The organism is Cupriavidus necator A5-1 (genome assembly GCF_000744095.1).
GTDB lineage: Bacteria > Pseudomonadota > Gammaproteobacteria > Burkholderiales > Burkholderiaceae > Cupriavidus > Cupriavidus necator_A.
In genome coordinates, this window is the sequence record NZ_JQLI01000004.1 from 63,095 (window position 1) to 78,484 (window position 15,390).

Annotated in this window: 10 protein-coding genes; 1 reads left to right on the top strand and 9 read right to left on the bottom strand. The window is 61.9% G+C overall.

The genetic code is table 11. The annotated features are described in order from the left end of the window. Positions 1-15 precede the first annotated feature (15 nt). Entirely contained in the window at positions 16-1,299 is a 1,284-nt protein-coding gene (locus tag K307_RS22285) for a hypothetical protein (RefSeq protein WP_042882870.1), read from the bottom strand. Between the two features lie 263 nt (positions 1,300-1,562). Between K307_RS22285 and K307_RS47940 the strand changes: the two genes are divergently transcribed. Then, a complete protein-coding gene (locus K307_RS47940; RefSeq protein ID WP_155301249.1) occupies positions 1,563-1,799 on the top strand; it encodes a hypothetical protein in 237 nt (78 codons plus the stop codon). Here K307_RS47940 and K307_RS22295 read toward each other — a convergent pair. The 8 genes from K307_RS22295 to K307_RS22330 all read right to left on the bottom strand — a co-directional run bounded on the left by K307_RS22295 (position 1,773) and on the right by K307_RS22330 (position 15,285). Then, positions 1,773-3,068, bottom strand: a complete 1,296-nt coding sequence (locus tag K307_RS22295; RefSeq protein WP_042882874.1) for a hypothetical protein — start codon at positions 3,066-3,068, stop codon at positions 1,773-1,775. The genes K307_RS47940 and K307_RS22295 overlap by 27 nt on opposite strands. Next, complete coding sequence (locus K307_RS22300; RefSeq protein ID WP_042882875.1) at positions 3,055-3,615, bottom strand: hypothetical protein; 561 nt, start codon at positions 3,613-3,615, stop codon at positions 3,055-3,057. The genes K307_RS22295 and K307_RS22300 overlap by 14 nt, the downstream gene beginning before the upstream one ends. Position 3,616: 1 nt before the next feature. Continuing rightward, a complete protein-coding gene (locus tag K307_RS22305) occupies positions 3,617-4,291 on the bottom strand; it encodes a hypothetical protein (protein ID WP_155301250.1) in 675 nt (224 codons plus the stop codon). A gap of 14 nt (positions 4,292-4,305) precedes the next feature. Next, positions 4,306-4,542, bottom strand: a complete 237-nt coding sequence (locus K307_RS22310) for a hypothetical protein (RefSeq protein WP_042882879.1) — start codon at positions 4,540-4,542, stop codon at positions 4,306-4,308. A gap of 42 nt (positions 4,543-4,584) precedes the next feature. Next, positions 4,585-6,549: a DNA topoisomerase gene (locus K307_RS22315; protein ID WP_042882881.1), complete on the bottom strand. Its 1,965-nt coding sequence runs from the start codon at positions 6,547-6,549 to the stop codon at positions 4,585-4,587. A 54-nt stretch (positions 6,550-6,603) separates the two neighbouring features. Further along, a complete protein-coding gene (locus K307_RS22320) occupies positions 6,604-12,996 on the bottom strand; it encodes a strawberry notch C-terminal domain-containing protein (protein ID WP_042882884.1) in 6,393 nt (2,130 codons plus the stop codon). A gap of 146 nt (positions 12,997-13,142) precedes the next feature. Further along, positions 13,143-13,859 (bottom strand): hypothetical protein, encoded by a 717-nt coding sequence (locus K307_RS22325; RefSeq protein ID WP_042882886.1) that lies wholly within the window; start codon positions 13,857-13,859, stop codon positions 13,143-13,145. 52 nt (positions 13,860-13,911) lie between these two features. After that, entirely contained in the window at positions 13,912-15,285 is a 1,374-nt protein-coding gene (locus K307_RS22330; protein WP_042882887.1) for a hypothetical protein, read from the bottom strand. Positions 15,286-15,390: the final 105 nt, after the last annotated feature.

Consider the following 15,390-nt stretch of genomic DNA (forward strand, 5'->3'; position numbering starts at 1 on the left):
ATTTAGAAAAAGCGACTATCGGTTCGCTGCGGCGTTCGATTTCAAGCTGTTCAGGTAGCCCTGGAGCACCGGCCGCAGATTCTGCTGCAGCAATGCAGAGTAGATCTGACCAAGGAGCACGTTGGTCCGCTTTTGCTCCTGCAGCGTCAGAAAGTCCATCCGCTTGCCGAGCGCCGCAACGTAGAGGTGCTCCCGCGCCTGAATCTCCGGCCCGCCAGCGGTCATTAGCTTGTACCAGTCCTCATTGCCGACCCGCTTCTCGACTTCGAGGTTCAACAAGTCAGCATCCGACACACCCTTTGCGTTCCAGCTCGGAAAATTCGTGTCCAGGTACTTTTGGACCCACGCGCCCGTGTCCGCATCCCTGGTCATCTGCTGCGCCGCAGCCTTGTTGCCGGTCCTCGCGAGCAGCCATGCCCCATAGTCATTCGCCGGCTTTTTCGCGAGCGACATTCTTGCTTCATAGATGTTCTTCAGACCAAGATAGGCCTGGCCGTTCAGCGTCTTCAGTTCCTCCGCGCCGACCATGCGCGGGGGTAATGGATCACCAACATTGTTCAGATATGCAGACAACGCCTCACCCTCGTCGCCAACGGGGTCGAGGGTCAGACGACGCTTCTCCGCGCCCAGTTGCTGCGGGCCGTCAAACAGCGTATCTGCTCGAATGTCGGCGTCGATAAAGCGGTTCTTGTTCGAGGGGCTGACGCCGGCGCCGCGGCAGAGGAAACGGCGCACCTGGTCGCCAATCGAGCCACCGTCGGCAAAGGTGCCGCACGATCCGATACCAATGTCGGCCGCCTGTTTGTTCGGATCCGAGGGAGGCAATTGCTCCTTGCGCGCGACTTCCGCGGCCGTGACCTGGCGGGGACTGTAGGTATTCTTGGAAGTCGGTGATGCTGCCGAGCCTTCGCCCACCCCGGTGCCTGCGGAAGATCCGCCGCCACCGCCGCCGCCCTTTGCTGTTGAGGTCACGCCGCACTGGGTTGAGGGATATCGGTTCTGGGTACGATTGCGCTCGGTCTCGCTTGCAGAGCCGCGAGTTGCTGTGCTCACCTGGTCAGCGGCCTTTGCTGCCTGGGTGGCAAGCAGCTTACCTTGCTCACCGATTGCCTTAACCATATCGGAGCGCATGGTGTCGATACGGTCTGACACGTAATCCCGACTTGCCTCGATGCGGTCGAGGATCTGCATCTTCCCAACGACATCAACACTGCACACCATCACGGCAGACGCAGGACCGGCGGCGATCACCATCGCCGTCCCGACGCACACCTTCATGGCCGATTGTCTGTACTTCATACCAAGAACTCCTTTACAGGCCGAGTGCGCCGCTCAATCGATCCCAGAGCCCGCCAAGGCCAGATCCGGACGCTGACGTGACCGTCTGCGTAGCCCCAGTCCTCGCCGAGTTGACCGCAGACGTCGCAGCGCTGGTAGCCGTATTCGTCGCGGTCGTGCCAGCATTCTTTGCGATCTGAGTAATGTCAGGAATACTGCGGCTCGACAGCGCGCCGCATGCGGACGACTGCAAACTCTTCACCAGGCCGTTGAGAATGCCGTCGATGGTCGATCCCATTCCGATGCTGGCGCCCCCCCCGATCCCGAAATCCAGCATGCACTTCTGTGCCGCCTGGCTCGACTCTGAGATCTTCTCATCGGAGGTGTTGATCCTTTCCGTTTCGCGGTTTATTCCCGCCTGCCGTGCCGATTCCAAGTCGGCGCACGATTGGTCGGCGAACTCAGCGCGGGCGACCCCAGTTACCACCGCCAAGCTAACCGCGCTGGCGAAAATTAAATGACGGGCGTTGTGCCTGATCCGACTGACTCTTGTGCTGTGCATGGTCTTGATTTGATTCCTTATCTGCGGCGGGGCTCGTATCCGCGGCCCGGCCTGGGTTTCTGGCAGCTTGCTTGGCCGGAGTAGCGTCTTTCACGAACTCCTTGAACAGCTGCACATCGAGCTTTTGCATCGCCTCCGTTTCTACTTTCACAAAGACATTTCGAGCACGTACCGTCGCCTTCTCGATTAGGGCCTGATAGAGGCTGGTGGCCGATGCCAGTGCCTGCTGGCTCAGCAGCTCATTGCGATGCGCGTTGTCCAGTACTCGGCCTGTCAGCAAGCGGTACTCGGCGCCGACCAACGTCGCTGCCCGCCCCATGGCCCCCTGCATCCACGAGGTGGCCATATCCATGTCCGCGACCTCGACCTTGTTCTCATTCACGATCTGAAGTACCCCGGTCAGCAGATCAGACGCGACGTTCTCGGGAGAGCGACTGAAGGAGAAAACAGCATCCGGCTGTGCGTTTGGATCCCATTTGACGATTCTGACGGTGTTCACATCGTCCAGGAGCGACCAAACCGCCTTAGTAGCCGAAACTTGCAGCCGGCTTCGCGCCACCTCCCGCTCATCTACCTTTCGATAGTCCGCGGCGTGATGAAACAGATCGACCACCTGCTGATCGATCGCCGGTACAAATCCGCTGAAGATGTCTTCGCTCAGAGCCAACAGCGGCTCGGCATCGAGTTCTCCTGTCTTGGACCACTGGTCATGAATATAGAAGCAGGCCTGCTGAAGCAACCGCGCGCGCAGGTAGTCCGGAATGTTGCGGTCGGGGCCGACCAGTGTCCGCGCCAGCCTGTCCGCCGTTACATGCGCACCCTCAACGAGCTTGTTCAGCGCGGCGACTCGCACTTCGCGCGGCACCTCTGGGCCACTACCCGGATCCAGGGAGACGGCGGCCGCGAGCTGGGTGAGGCTCTTGGCTGCAGCCGCTGTAATCTGGAGTTCCTTGCGCGGCAACACGCTTGCCCCAAAGGGCGTGGCCTTGGGCGCGTATCGGTCCTTGTTCAGTGCCGGCAACGTCTCCGGAGCAGATTTTCCTTTCACGCGCACGATCGGCGTTGCCGGTGGGTCCAAGGCAAGCCCGCCTCCGAGCTCGACGCCGGTCGCTGCAGCCAGGTCTGCGGACGGCATCCCCGTCGGCACTAGACCTCGCTTGGCCATCTTGGCGATTGCCGATGCAGCGATGCCAAGCCGGCCGCGGCCCTCACCTTCAGGTTCGCTCATGTTCGTTGTCGTTGGCGCTGGCATGGTGGCTTTCCTTTTCCGTGCGGGGCGGGCCGGCTTCACGCCTAAAGTCAGGGTTGAAGTCCTGCGGCATTGGGATTGCCGGGAGGCCGTCCGCATACCAGTTGATCTGGTCGTACGCCTGGATATGTTTGGCAAGATCGAGGTCCGCCCCGGCGGACAAGCCGAACACCCTGGTTGCGCCCTCCAGAATTGCGAGAATCCGCATAGTCGAAGCGACATCGGTGCCGATGGCAGGAAACGAAGCGTTGACCCCGAACATCGATTCTTCATCCGCACTCAGGGTGATGCCCAGGGTGCCACCGTCGTGGCACCCGCCTTCCATCCGCTGCCAAACCCTCTCCGACTCAATGGCGACCACGGGGCCAAACGATTCGGGCTGAAATACCGCCGCAGCCGAGATCTCCGCGTCGCCGATATGGAACCGGATCGACATGCGTTCCGCATACCGCGCAAGCAAGCGATATGGGCAATGCCGCTGCATCGGCACCACGACTTCGGCTTTAGCGTCGCTGACGGCGGCCATATCACATTCCTCGCAGGCGCTCGATGGGAGCTGACCGGTAGTCATCCGCGCTGGCGAGATGCTCCAGATCCTCTTCGCTATCGAAGAGCGGCAAGAGATACTGCCCGCCGGCGAGCGCCCGCACCTCGATCGTGTTCGGCACTGGCAGCGGAGGCAAGTCGATCATCAGCTCTGCTGCGCCGGTGTTTGACGTCCGATCGCTCTTCCCGGGATCAGGCTCTTGCACCTGATCTACGGTCGTTTGTGGTGCCGCGTCGTCGACAGGCGTGCGCTGCATGAAGCTATACCTTGCCGCTTCGTACTCGGCTTCACGCATTGCCTCTGCCACCAGTGTGAGAACGCGGGCGGGCTCGGCCTCGATGGCCTCGCGCAGCCTATCGGCCAGGTCGGGAATGTCCGAAGAAAATAGGAGCTCGACACACATGTCGAAGGTCACTCGGCAGTCCTGGGCTCCGGCAATCCACACGCAAGCGTCGTCGGCGAGCTCCTGCTTCTCGGCTGAGATCGGGCGCCCGGCGGCACCGGCCTGTTCGACGGCTACGACGTCCATCAGGGCGGACCATAACAGGCGATTGGCGAAACGGGCTGCGCCCTCGATGCTCCATGCGTCCGGGCCGGCAGCTTCACATTCCGGCGGGGTGTCCAGCGCGTAGGCTTTCTGAATAGCGGCTTTCATTTCGGTGTCTCCCATTACACCGAAACTTCTTTCGCGCTTCGGAAGCGACGCATCATTGCCAGGTGCTGCTCCTGGTATTCCTGTTCGGAGAGGTTCAAGTCCTTCCGGACGGCCGCGGAGGGCTTCCCGTCAACAAAGAGGGCGGTAAACATTGCTTGCTCCTGCGGCCGCCCGGCCATGGACGACAGAAGGTCGTTAAGCAGGCTCTTTGCCCGCCCTTCCTGCGGTCGAGAGTTGTTTCTGTCGTGCACAGACTTCTCCAATGTCAGTGGTCGGTATGGATGGGCAACGCCTTAAGCCGCCCGTTTTGCGGGCCCGGCGCCCTTTTCATTCGCTGCAAATCGTTGGGGTGCGAGTTGCATCCTTGCCCGCTCGATCACGGTCTTGACGTATTGGACCTGGGACTCGATGACGCTTTGCATGTCGGCTTCCCCCCGAGCAATTGCGCTCAGCATGAGTTCCCACTTTGCAGTGGTGGTCACATCCGTCAGCCACGGCGGCAGCCGGCCAATGGTCTCCTTGCCAAAGGGTGTGGAGCTGATCTCATGCCGCTTTCCCTTCTTGGTAGACAAAAGGAATCCACGCTTGAGCAAGTTCGCGATAATCGGCCCCCGAGTACGGGATGTACCGATACCTTGCGTCTCCTTAAGCAGCTCACGGTCTCGATCAGTCTTTGCGAACTTGTACGCCGAAATCATGTCGTCCATGAGGCTCGCCTCGTCGTAGCGGCTTGGAGGCTTGGTCTGCCCAGTTTCCAGAGTAACGCCCGTTGATACGATCTGCTGACCGACTTCCAGCTTCGGCAACTCTCGGCTGCCAATAGGTGCCTCCGGTTCAGCCTCGTTGGCATCGGGCCTCTCCAGCTCACGCCAACCGAGCACCAAATCTCGACGCGCGGATGCGCGAAACTCATCCGGACCGAACATCACGACTAGACTGGTCTTCTGGTACTCATAGGCAGGATAGAACTGTGCAAGGTAACGGCGCACGACGGTTTCATAAACGGCGCGCTCAGCGTACTCAGCGTCCGACAGGGCCGGCACAATTCCGGTCGGGATGATCGCAAAGTGCTCGTCCACCCTCTCGTCGTTGAAAGCGCGGGACTTCCGAGCCGGGTCCGCCTTGGCGCACTGGCCCGGAAACACAGATGCGAGTTGCTCGATTACCTTTCCGGCGTCCGCATGCATTGCGGTCGGAAGGTATTCGCAGTCCGTGCCAACGTAGGTGATCGCCTTGTGCTTCTCGTAGAGATTTTGGGCCGCCTTGGTAACCTGCTCAATAGACAATCCATGCTGCTTGGAAGCAGTCGCCTGCAGCCGGCCCATGGAGAAGGGCAACGGAGGATTTTCCCGCTCGACCGTCGTGGACGCCACCGCGACGGAGCCGCGCGCGCCCGCCTTGATCGCTCCTACCAGGCCTGTCGCCAAGGCCTTGTCGATGAGGCGCCCTGCCGCGTCAAACCCCGCCGTGCCCGCGGCGTCCTTGCGCTTCTCCCAGCGCAGGGTCGTCCCGTCGGCCAACGTCACAACTGGAACGTAATAGGTCTGAGGTTTGAACGTTTGAATCGCTAGGTCCCGCAACACCACCATGGCCAGTACCGGCGACTGGACACGTCCCACGGACATGGTCTTGACACCGGTGAGCTGCTGATAGGCCATTGATCCATTCATGCCGAGCAGCCAGTCCATGACCTGGCGGGCATTAGCGGCCATCCGCTGGCGAACCCAGTGCTCAGAGCCGTTCTTTTCCAGGGTGGTGACCGACCGGTCGAGGTCCGTTTCCGCTTTCGAAGTGATCTTGGCGCGGAGGAATCGACTGCCCGCTGGATCGAGACCCCAATAAAGGAACATCTCATCAAAGATGAGTTGCCCTTCCCGGTCGATGTCACAAGCATTGACGATCTGCCCAGCCTTCTTCGATAGTTCCCCGATCAGGTTGAAGCGCTTCGGCGGATGCGCCTTGCCCTTCTCGTCTACATCCGGCTTTGGCTCGTACTTGAATGGCTGCGGGACCAGCGGAAGGAAGTCGAAGTAGTTGCCGGCGTTCTGCTCCTTGGTCAGGTATGCCGCCGGCGGCAACATGGTCAGCATATGCCCGAACAGTGGACAAATGACGTCGCCGCTGTCGAGGGCAAAGTAACCATCCGCCGCCGCGGATCTCGCGTTGAGAACCCGGGCGCGCTTTGTTCGGACCAGGGCTTGAACGATGTCCTTGCCGACACTCGGCTTCTCAGGGACCCAGAGGCGCTCGATTCTCAACGGTGTTTCCTTTTTCTTATTTCGTTTTCATATTCTACCCCACAAGATAACAGCTTAGCCAAGCTCCCGCGGAGATGCGACAACCCGAGCCTGATCCGCCTCGTCGTAGGGATCACCGATACCATCCGGTCGGGCTGCCGGCTCGCCCGTCACAACGTCCAATACCTCTGAGTTGGCTACTGGCTGGGCCAGTTGCGCCTCCTGCGCGGCGGCGCCCGCCTCCACACCGGCCGCCAGCAACTGCCGGACCTGTTGCCGGCGTTCCTCCTGCTCCGCCACGCGCGCGGCACGCTCCTGCGCCAGCGGGCCGACGAGCTGCTCGTAATAGCGTTGCTCCGCCAAGCGGGCAGTCCGGAAGGAGCCTCGGTTGCGGCGGGACACATAGAGCTGCAGACCTTGGCTCTTCACCATCGCGTGGATCAGGCGTTCGCGGCCTTCCCATGTCTCCGGCAGTCCGATATACATCACCGTTCGGCTCTCCGATTTTGCGGTCTTAGACGCCGATAGCACTAGGGTGATGGGATATGGCTGGTCAGGGTGCGTCGCTTCCCAGGCCTTCTGGTCACGCTCGACAGCCTGGCGCATCGTTTTCACAAACTTGGTCTTTTCGGACTTCTCCAGGTCCATTTCGATGCGGTTGTTGGTCAGATCGAGGTTGAACCAGTTCTCGTTCTTGGCACCAACTTGGCCGGACAACAGCGCCGACTTGAACGAGACGTAGGCATAAACGCGCCCGGAATCCACGTGATCCGGGTCGCCACGGCCGCTTACAGCCGCCTCAATAAAGTTGACGATCATGCCCTTCTGGTGGAGGCGCAGCGGCATCGACATGACGCTGAACTCCGACTCCCCGCCCCACCCGCGCTTATGAATGGAGATCGCCCGATGACGCTGCCCCGTTTCGTCGGTGTAGGTGATGGCCGTCCCTTTCTTCGTTGCAGCCGCCCACTCAGCAGCTTGGAACAGGTTGCCGACCAAGAGCGACCGAGTCATCCGGACCGGGCCAGGTTCAAAGTCGTTGAAGCGACGCGCTGCATCGCGCAACTCGTAGCGCTTGGATTGGCTGAACAGGCTACCGTCGATGTGAATGCGCGGAAACTCGGGCGCGGCGCCGGCACGGCGCAGCAAGTGTGAAGCAGACAGGATGACTGGCTTCTCCTCGCCAGGGCTGGCCAAGTGGAACCGCCACTTGGACAGCATGCTCTCTTCATTGGGCGGAGGCATGTCGACGCCCACGATTACCATCCGGCGGTCAGCAAAAAAGTGCGCAAACTTGCTGCCCTCTTCCTCCCGCACCCAGATCTGGGTACCGGGAGTCAGGTACGGGAGCACCGATTCTGCAAATAGCTTGCGCTGATGGGATTCCTTGACGGCATTGTGCTCATCGTCGGCCAAGGCTTCCTCGATCGTCCCGAACTTGGTTTGGGACAAGCCAATCAGCTTTTTCGCCTCCAGGACTTCAGCGGCTTTGCGGGCTGCCGGCATGAAGGTGAGCGCCTCGAACCTGGGATCGTTACCCCACTCACGGCGGAAGCGCTCGACCCACCAGGCGTCGCTGGGCATGTCATCGGCGCTCCAGGTGTTTAGCTTGAGCAGGGCCGCGGCACAGGCCTCTCCGTCGCTCATCACAGCCGCTCTCACGTTCATCCGCCACTGCATGCCGGCCGGCTTGCCTTCCATCTGGGCGGCCTCCGGGTTCGAGTGCCAAATGGTGGCGGTTTCGCCGGAGCGAGACATCAGCGCCATCAGGCGCAACTCCATCTCGGAACCAGGCACGCGAGCTCCGAAGGTCAGCATCTTCCCGCCAATCGAGGCCAGACCCTTCAGCTTGCCAGCTGCCTCCTCCTCGGTGCCGGGGATCGCTTCCGCCGGGATTTCGTCGATGATCTCTTCAAAGATGGCGCGCGCGAACTGCTCTGCCCGCTCGGCCCCGCTCCCAGCCGCTTCGCGGTCAAGGGTACGCAGCATCGGGGCGGTCATGGAACGCACCACGCCACGCACCGGCACGCGACCGGTCCGGTCGGAGTCCTTGAGCACGGCGATCTGCTCCGCAATCCGTGCCTCGAGCTGCGCCCACTGCAGCGGCTGATAGTCCTTCTCATACGCAACGTCGCGCAGGTAGACCGGGCCGTCGAAAGCGCTCAGAAGCTCGAGGTTCTGGTCAGTACCCCATGCCAGGACTTCACGTTCGGTGCCGGCACGCCAGTCATTGTCCTTGATCCCGGAGCTTTCCCCGGCGATCTCGTTCTGAATCACCGCGTCCTCGTAGGCCATGTACAGGTCGTCGTAGACCTTCTTCTGGTCACGCGGCGACAGCAGGGCGATGCGCTGCGTGACCTTGTTGGCCAGTCCGGCGGCGTCCTGGGCGCTGCGCAGCTCGATGGACATGCGCCCGGCAACTCCTGGGTTCTCGAGCAGGTAGTCACGGCAGACCTCGTCGCCCATCCGGTTCAGCAGATCGGGTACATCTTCGATCAGCGCGGCGTTGTCGCGCGATGAGCGGATGTTGGCCGACAGTCCCGCAAGCTTGCGGTTCTGCATCATCAGGGTGCGCATCTCCCCATAGAGGCCAGTGGTCAAGATCGAGATCCGAGGCGCCACCACTTGGTCGAAGCGGTTCACCCGACCGAACAACTGAATACGCTCGGTCGGATTTTCCGGAATCTGAAACTCGATTAGCTCGCGTTGCTGGGTGTTGCCAAAGCGCGGCGACGCGTGCAGCGACAAACCGGTGGCGGCTGCGCGATTGATCGTCAGCACGTCCAGGTGGCCCCAGTTGAAGTCCCGGACCGTACGCATGATGTCCGTCTTCTTGCGTGCACGCTTGCTGATCTTGGCAAGCCCAGCCGGTCGGGCGGGGTCGATCGGGGTGAGCTGCAGCCCGCGGCCAGAGATCTCGCCGACACGCTGCCCAGCCTGTTCCAGCCCCACCCGGATCACGTCCGCCGGCATGATCGGCATTTCCGGCAACGCGGCGACCTTCTCCATGATCTGCTCGATACCGTTGCGATACGCCGCGAGCTGATCTGGCGTAACTCCAGGGACATCCGCAATGGCCAACCCCCCGAGGCGGTCCTGGTCGTCATCGGCCCGCGCGCCGCGACCATCCTCATCGTCCGCGCTGACCTCCACCGACCGGATGGCGCCAAGACGGCTCACCAGCGCCTTCATCAGGTCGCGCAGCGTCGGCATCCGGATGGTATCGACCTGCGACTGCGCACGTATCCGCTCGTCGAGGATCCGCGTCGCCTGATTGACGAGCTCGGCATCCTGGCCAGCCTCTTCCTGCGTGGCGTTCTGGGCCACCCGCTGCATCCGCAGCGTCTCCTCCTCGATGAGCTGACGCACCATCGCTTCGCCGGTGTCCTCGAAGACGATCACCGGCCGCCGGCCAGCTTCAATCGCCCTCAGGGACCGTTCGATGGCATGGTCTGCGGAAAGCGCCGCCAGGGTGCGGCGCATCGCCTGGTAGATGGCGCCGCCGGTACCGAATCGCGAGGCGAAGAGCCGTCCCGCGGCCTGGGTGATGCTGGCGCGCGCGCGGCCCACGCGTGTGCGCGCGTTCTCCCGCGCTGTCGCTTTTGCCTGTGCCAGTTGGCCGCGCAGTCCCTCCAAGGTGGCGTCGGTCTCCTCCAGCCCCACCGCGTACTGATCAATGCGGCCCGAAGCAGCCAATTCCTCTTGCGACAGTGGGTCCGCTGGCGCGCGAGCGGCGACCAAGCTTGCCAGCTCAGTTTGTGCTGCTTCGCGCTGGGCTGCGGTATTTGCGCGCGTAGCACTCCACTGCGCAATCCGTTCCTCAACCGCCTCAATCGCCTCCTGTTCCCGCTTTTCCTCCGCTGCTTCAGCCCTGCGAATCTCCTCACGCGCCGCCTGCGCAGCCAGCAACAATGACTTGGTTTGCGAGTTGGCCCGCTGCAACAGGTGGTCGATCTCTCCGGAGACCATGGCCATCATGCCCAAGATTTCAGAGACCTGGCCGGCCACTGCCGTATTGCGGTCCGTTCGCATTGCGTCGACTTCCACCACGAAGTCGATCTTCGACAGATCGTGCTCACGTCGGATAAAGCCTCCGTCGCGCGCCAGCATCGCCGAGAACACCTCGCCAAACTCTTCGCCGCCGCGGTTCATCGCGTCAGTAACCTGTTGAATATTCACAGATTCCGGGAAGGCGCGTGAGTAGATGTGCAGGTTCTTGGCGGCCTTGGCCCACGTCGCCGACGAATAGACGACGCCCCAAGCGCTTTCCGCGATCTGGTGCACACGCTCAGCGGTATTCGAGTCGGAGCCGGCCGCCACGTGCGCTTCGTCGAAGAACACCAAGGCGTCCTGGCAGTGGTTGAGCAGCCAGTCGCCCTTGGGGGAGTCCTTGGAATTAACCTGCGAGTAGGTCGTGAAGACTATGTTCGCCCCGATTTGCTCAGGCGACAGGTTATCCGCAAGGATCGCTTTCATCCTGGCGGCCGGCACCGGCTCGGCGAGGACTTGGCCTTCTCCGGCAATATCGAGGATCTGGCCATCCTGGTTGGTGATGAACGGGCGGAAACGGCCCCACTCTTCAATATCGATCAGGTCACGTGCCAGGTCCGAGAACAGGTTCGCGCGGTCAGTGAAGAAGATCACCGGCCTGCCCTGCTTGTTTGCCCACGCGGCCAGCGCACTGAGGCTGCGGCCTTTCCCGATCCCCGTTTCGTCGCCAAGGATCGCACCGCGGCCTTGCTGGACTCGGTTGATCATCAGCGCCACGGAATCGATCTGCTCGGGCGAGAATCGCTCCGGAAGGGTTTCGTAACCCATGCCCAGCTCGTGCGCCACGAATTCGTCGATCTGGCCTCGCTCCTCCTCAAGCTTCGCCAAGGCGTAGCTCAGCGAGGCCTGCAGGTTCTTGGGCACCATCGTGCTGCCAGCCCCGGTGCGGGAGAAGGCGGTGTACGGGCGCTGGTAGCGGTTCTCTTCCCGCAGATCACCGACCTTGATGGCCTCGTCGGGGTCGACCTCGAGCTCAGGCGCGTTCTCACGCAAGGTGAGCGTTTCGTCGACGATGGTCTTGACGCCGTCCCAGTCGAAGCAAACCGGCAGTTTGTCGGCTTCCGCGTACTGGCGGTCGTCGGCACGCCGCGGCTGGTTCCGGAAGACGATTACTCGGGTACCATTCGGGGCGCCGCCGGCTTGCGTCAGCGCGCGCGAGACGTCGAATGCGTACTCAATGGTACCTACGGCCTCCAGGGAGGCTAGATATTGCCGCATCTCGGGCGCCAGCCGCCCGGAGTCCGACTGCATCTCGCCGGCGTCCAGGGTAAGCACCGCGCGCGAGCCCGGCTGCAGCGAAGCCGACAGGGCGCCGGCGGCCGCGATGCCTTCACCCCGTGTACCGGCCTGCCAGTCCACGTTGTGGGCGAGAATGCCATCGTGTCGTGCCTGCGGATCCACGCTGTCAGCCCACGTTACGCCCGGGTTCCAGTGGATGTTGGCCTCGGCCAGCGCACCGCCTGCCTCGGATCGGACAGCCAGGATCTTCACGCCCTCCGGCAAATTGGCAAAGCCGGCGCCATTGCCTGCCGAGGGCACAAGCACGCTAGGTTCCGAGGCGCCCTCCTGCGCAGGCCCGATGGCCAGAAGGCGCTGCGTGGCCAAGGCAATGGGCATAGGTACCGGGGCCACACCCACCTCCCGCGTGAGCGCCCCCCCGGGCATGGATTCGTAGATGTGAACGGCATCACCCCACGCAGCGGCGGCACTGTCATGCTCCCGCATGAGGTATTCAACAAACGCAGCTTCAATGGCGCTCCAGGCCATCCGCATGCTCGCGGCATCCGTGGGCGCGTCGGGGAACGTAGCGCGCACGAAACGATTGAAGTCCGCCTCGCGCTGGATCTCACCCAGGCTGACCTCACGCAGGAAGCCTCGCGCACAGGCTATCAGGTCACGTTCGGTCGAAGCGCGCAGAAAGGACGTTGGGGCCATGCCCGTGCCCTCGCGCATCATCGCGCCACCATCAGTCACCAGGGATCGGCCAGTAATGTCCTCGAAGATCCGTGCGCCGTCGGCGTTGCGGCCAAGGAAGAACCCCGATTCGATCAGTCGGGCGAGTTCGGCGGCCTCCTGCTCTCGCTGTTGGTTCGCCGCCTCTTCCCGGTTTGCACGGCCGCGACGCGCCGCGTCGAGGTCAATGAAGAACTCGCTGCGGGTCATCACCCGCGTGGCGGCATTCGGCCAGATGGATCGAAACTCGCTGGGACGGGCTTGCTCTCCTTCGCGAAAAGGGCGAATGAGGTAGGCGCCAGTCGGGCTCGAGCGGAACTTCAGGTCCTCAATGACCCTGTTGAATAGCCGCGTTCCGGCCTTGATGCCGGTGATGACATAGAGCAGGCGGTTATCCAGCGAGGCAACACGCAGGCGTACTCCAACGGGGTCATTCAGGTCGATCCACTTGGTCGTGGCAGACATCGCGCACTCCGATGCAAGGTTACGGCTCCGTGCACCGGAGACCGATTTCTGGGGTCACCCAGGGACTGTTTCAGGAAAAAAGGGCCCGGCACCAGGTGGCGCCAGGCCAAAACGGGCGCTGTGATCCCCGCGCCCTGAGAGGGCGGTTAGGCGGCTTCGCGCTGCTGAGCAGCACGTGCAATGTCGTCCGGATCGATGAAGTCGTCGTCAGTCGCACCTTGCTGCTCATGCTGATCCGGCTTCTTCGCCGCTTCTCGCATCTTGTCGACGGTCTCCTTGAGGTAACCGGTCGCCCCCTCGACCCACTCATTCAGCGCGCTGTAGTCGCGTTGGTTCGAATCTTGGCCGTTCGCCAGCTTGTGGAAGGGCGCTGCTGGAAGACCCTGCAGGGGATTCCCCTCCGCATCGACGCCATAGTTCGGAGCGACGGGCTCCCCGTCCTGTTTGACACTCACCCATGCCATATCCGACTTAACGACCTGTTCGCCGATCTTCTCGCCGGCCTTGGTCAGACCGGGCGTAATCGACAGCGGCCGGCTGAGATCAGAACCGAGTAGCTTGGCGATCAGGCGCGCACCGAAGTAAGTTGCATCGCCACCGGACTTCAGCGAGAAGCTGACGGCGGTGTTGTCCGCAAAGTAGATCGTCGCAACGGTCTTGTCCTTGTATTGCGGGTTATTGCTCGGTTGCTCGCGGATCTGGAAGCCGTTGATTTGGCCTTCGATCGTATCGACCGGTTGGTAGATCATCTTACCGGTCGCCTGATCGCGCTCCCCTGTGTTCACCTTCATGGTGCCTTCTTTGGCGTTGATTTCTGCAAAGGTCACCTTGCCTTGACCGGGACCGCGTTGGCTGAATGCCATGATGAGCTCCTTTAGAAGAGATGATGGGGCTTGATTGGGTTCGATCGGTCGCTTAGGCACGCTCGCGTTGGATGGCGGGCACCTCATGCTCCGACTGCCCGTCGTCTTCCTCGCCCTCACTTTCTTTCGGAGAAATGAGCGGGGCAAAGTTCGATTCGACCCAGGCTTCCGCCTGGGCCTTGAGGTTCTTATCCGCGGCAAATTTGATCGTCTCGGTTTCCACGGCGTCGGCGTCGTGGCCATGCTCAGCCAGCGCCTGGTAGATCTTTGAGCTGTCGTACGAGGGCACGATGAACTGGTCGAGCCCAACCCGCTGCTCCGTCAGGAAGGCGACCATCTTCTCGGTGTCGTATTTGGGTTTGCCGCTGGCCTTCTTCGTGCAGGTCGACAGCACCGCTTCGCCGAGAAGCTCGCGTGCCTTTTCGAGATTTATGGATGCGCTCGCTGTCACCGACAAGTCGCCAGCGAAAACCAGGCGCTCGCCGCCAAACCGCCTGGTGCTCAGCTCCAACCCCGTCACAAGGCGTTTGCGCTCGGCTTCTGCCGCGTCTCCAAGCGCCTTGGAGAGTGCGAGCTGGCGCGCGATCCGGGCCGCGTGGGGCGCCCAGGCCTCGCGCTGCGCGTCCTCAATCTCCATGCGTTGGGCTCGGATGTAGGGCGGAATTTCGCCGCGCAGGACACATGCCCAATAGTGATCGCCCGTCTCGCGGATCAGGTCGCAGAGCTCCGGCCGGATCGGCACAAAGTCATTGCGAAGCCGCCAGTTGGCCCAGTCAAATTGGGAAAGAATCGCGCCATTGATCCGTATGCCTTGCTCTGCGCATAGGATGGCGCCTTGGTGGAGCTGGGCCGTGTACTGGAAGGAAACTGCTTCGGATTCGTCGACGGAAGTCGGCGACTTGTAATCAGTAAGGTAGCGGCCTTGGACCAAGACCTCCCCCGCGGCGGTCTCCATGGTCTGCCGAGGCAGGACCACAAGGTCATCGGGCGAGTAACGCATCCACGGGCGGGTGCCTTGGGCTTTCGCCAGCTTTCCGTAGGCAACCGCGTCCCGATTGGTGCCGAACTGCTGGTAGAACCGGCCCCGATGGTTGTCCTCGTACTCCTTACCACGCAGCATCGCCGGGGTCGTGGGCGTAGGCACCTTCTTGAGCAGCTTCTCCATCGCCCAATCGTGGGCGCTGAACATGAAGTCCGCCCGGTGGCCAAGGTAGTTCCTCACCAGTCCGCCAATCTCGCTCCCTCCAATGCCACCCGCTCTGGTCATGTGCCAGGGCGCCTCATGGGGCATTGTCGCGATCACGTAGTCAATCCACTGGTTGGCATCGGCCAGGTCGATTGCGTCGCGTTGCGGCAGCCGGTCGAGCTGCGCGACAAGCTGCCGGCGCAATTGCTGCAGAGCGGACGGATCCAGATTAGCGGTCATCGATGGTCCCCGTAGGCCCTCGCCTACAGATCAAAACACTCCGGCGACTTCGCCATTATATTTTGCGTTTCAATATGTTAGTTAGCAATTTAATTACATGAATTT

Coding starts and splice junctions, on each gene's coding strand:
- K307_RS22285 (WP_042882870.1), bottom strand. CDS start 1,299: ATGAAGTACAGACAATCGGCCATGAAGGTGTGCGTCGGGACGGCGATG.
- K307_RS47940 (WP_155301249.1), top strand. CDS start 1,563: ATGGTCGATCCCATTCCGATGCTGGCGCCCCCCCCGATCCCGAAATCC.
- K307_RS22295 (WP_042882874.1), bottom strand. CDS start 3,068: ATGAGCGAACCTGAAGGTGAGGGCCGCGGCCGGCTTGGCATCGCTGCA.
- K307_RS22300 (WP_042882875.1), bottom strand. CDS start 3,615: ATGGCCGCCGTCAGCGACGCTAAAGCCGAAGTCGTGGTGCCGATGCAG.
- K307_RS22305 (WP_155301250.1), bottom strand. CDS start 4,291: ATGAAAGCCGCTATTCAGAAAGCCTACGCGCTGGACACCCCGCCGGAA.
- K307_RS22320 (WP_042882884.1), bottom strand. CDS start 12,996: ATGTCTGCCACGACCAAGTGGATCGACCTGAATGACCCCGTTGGAGTA.
- K307_RS22325 (WP_042882886.1), bottom strand. CDS start 13,859: ATGGCATTCAGCCAACGCGGTCCCGGTCAAGGCAAGGTGACCTTTGCA.
- K307_RS22330 (WP_042882887.1), bottom strand. CDS start 15,285: ATGACCGCTAATCTGGATCCGTCCGCTCTGCAGCAATTGCGCCGGCAG.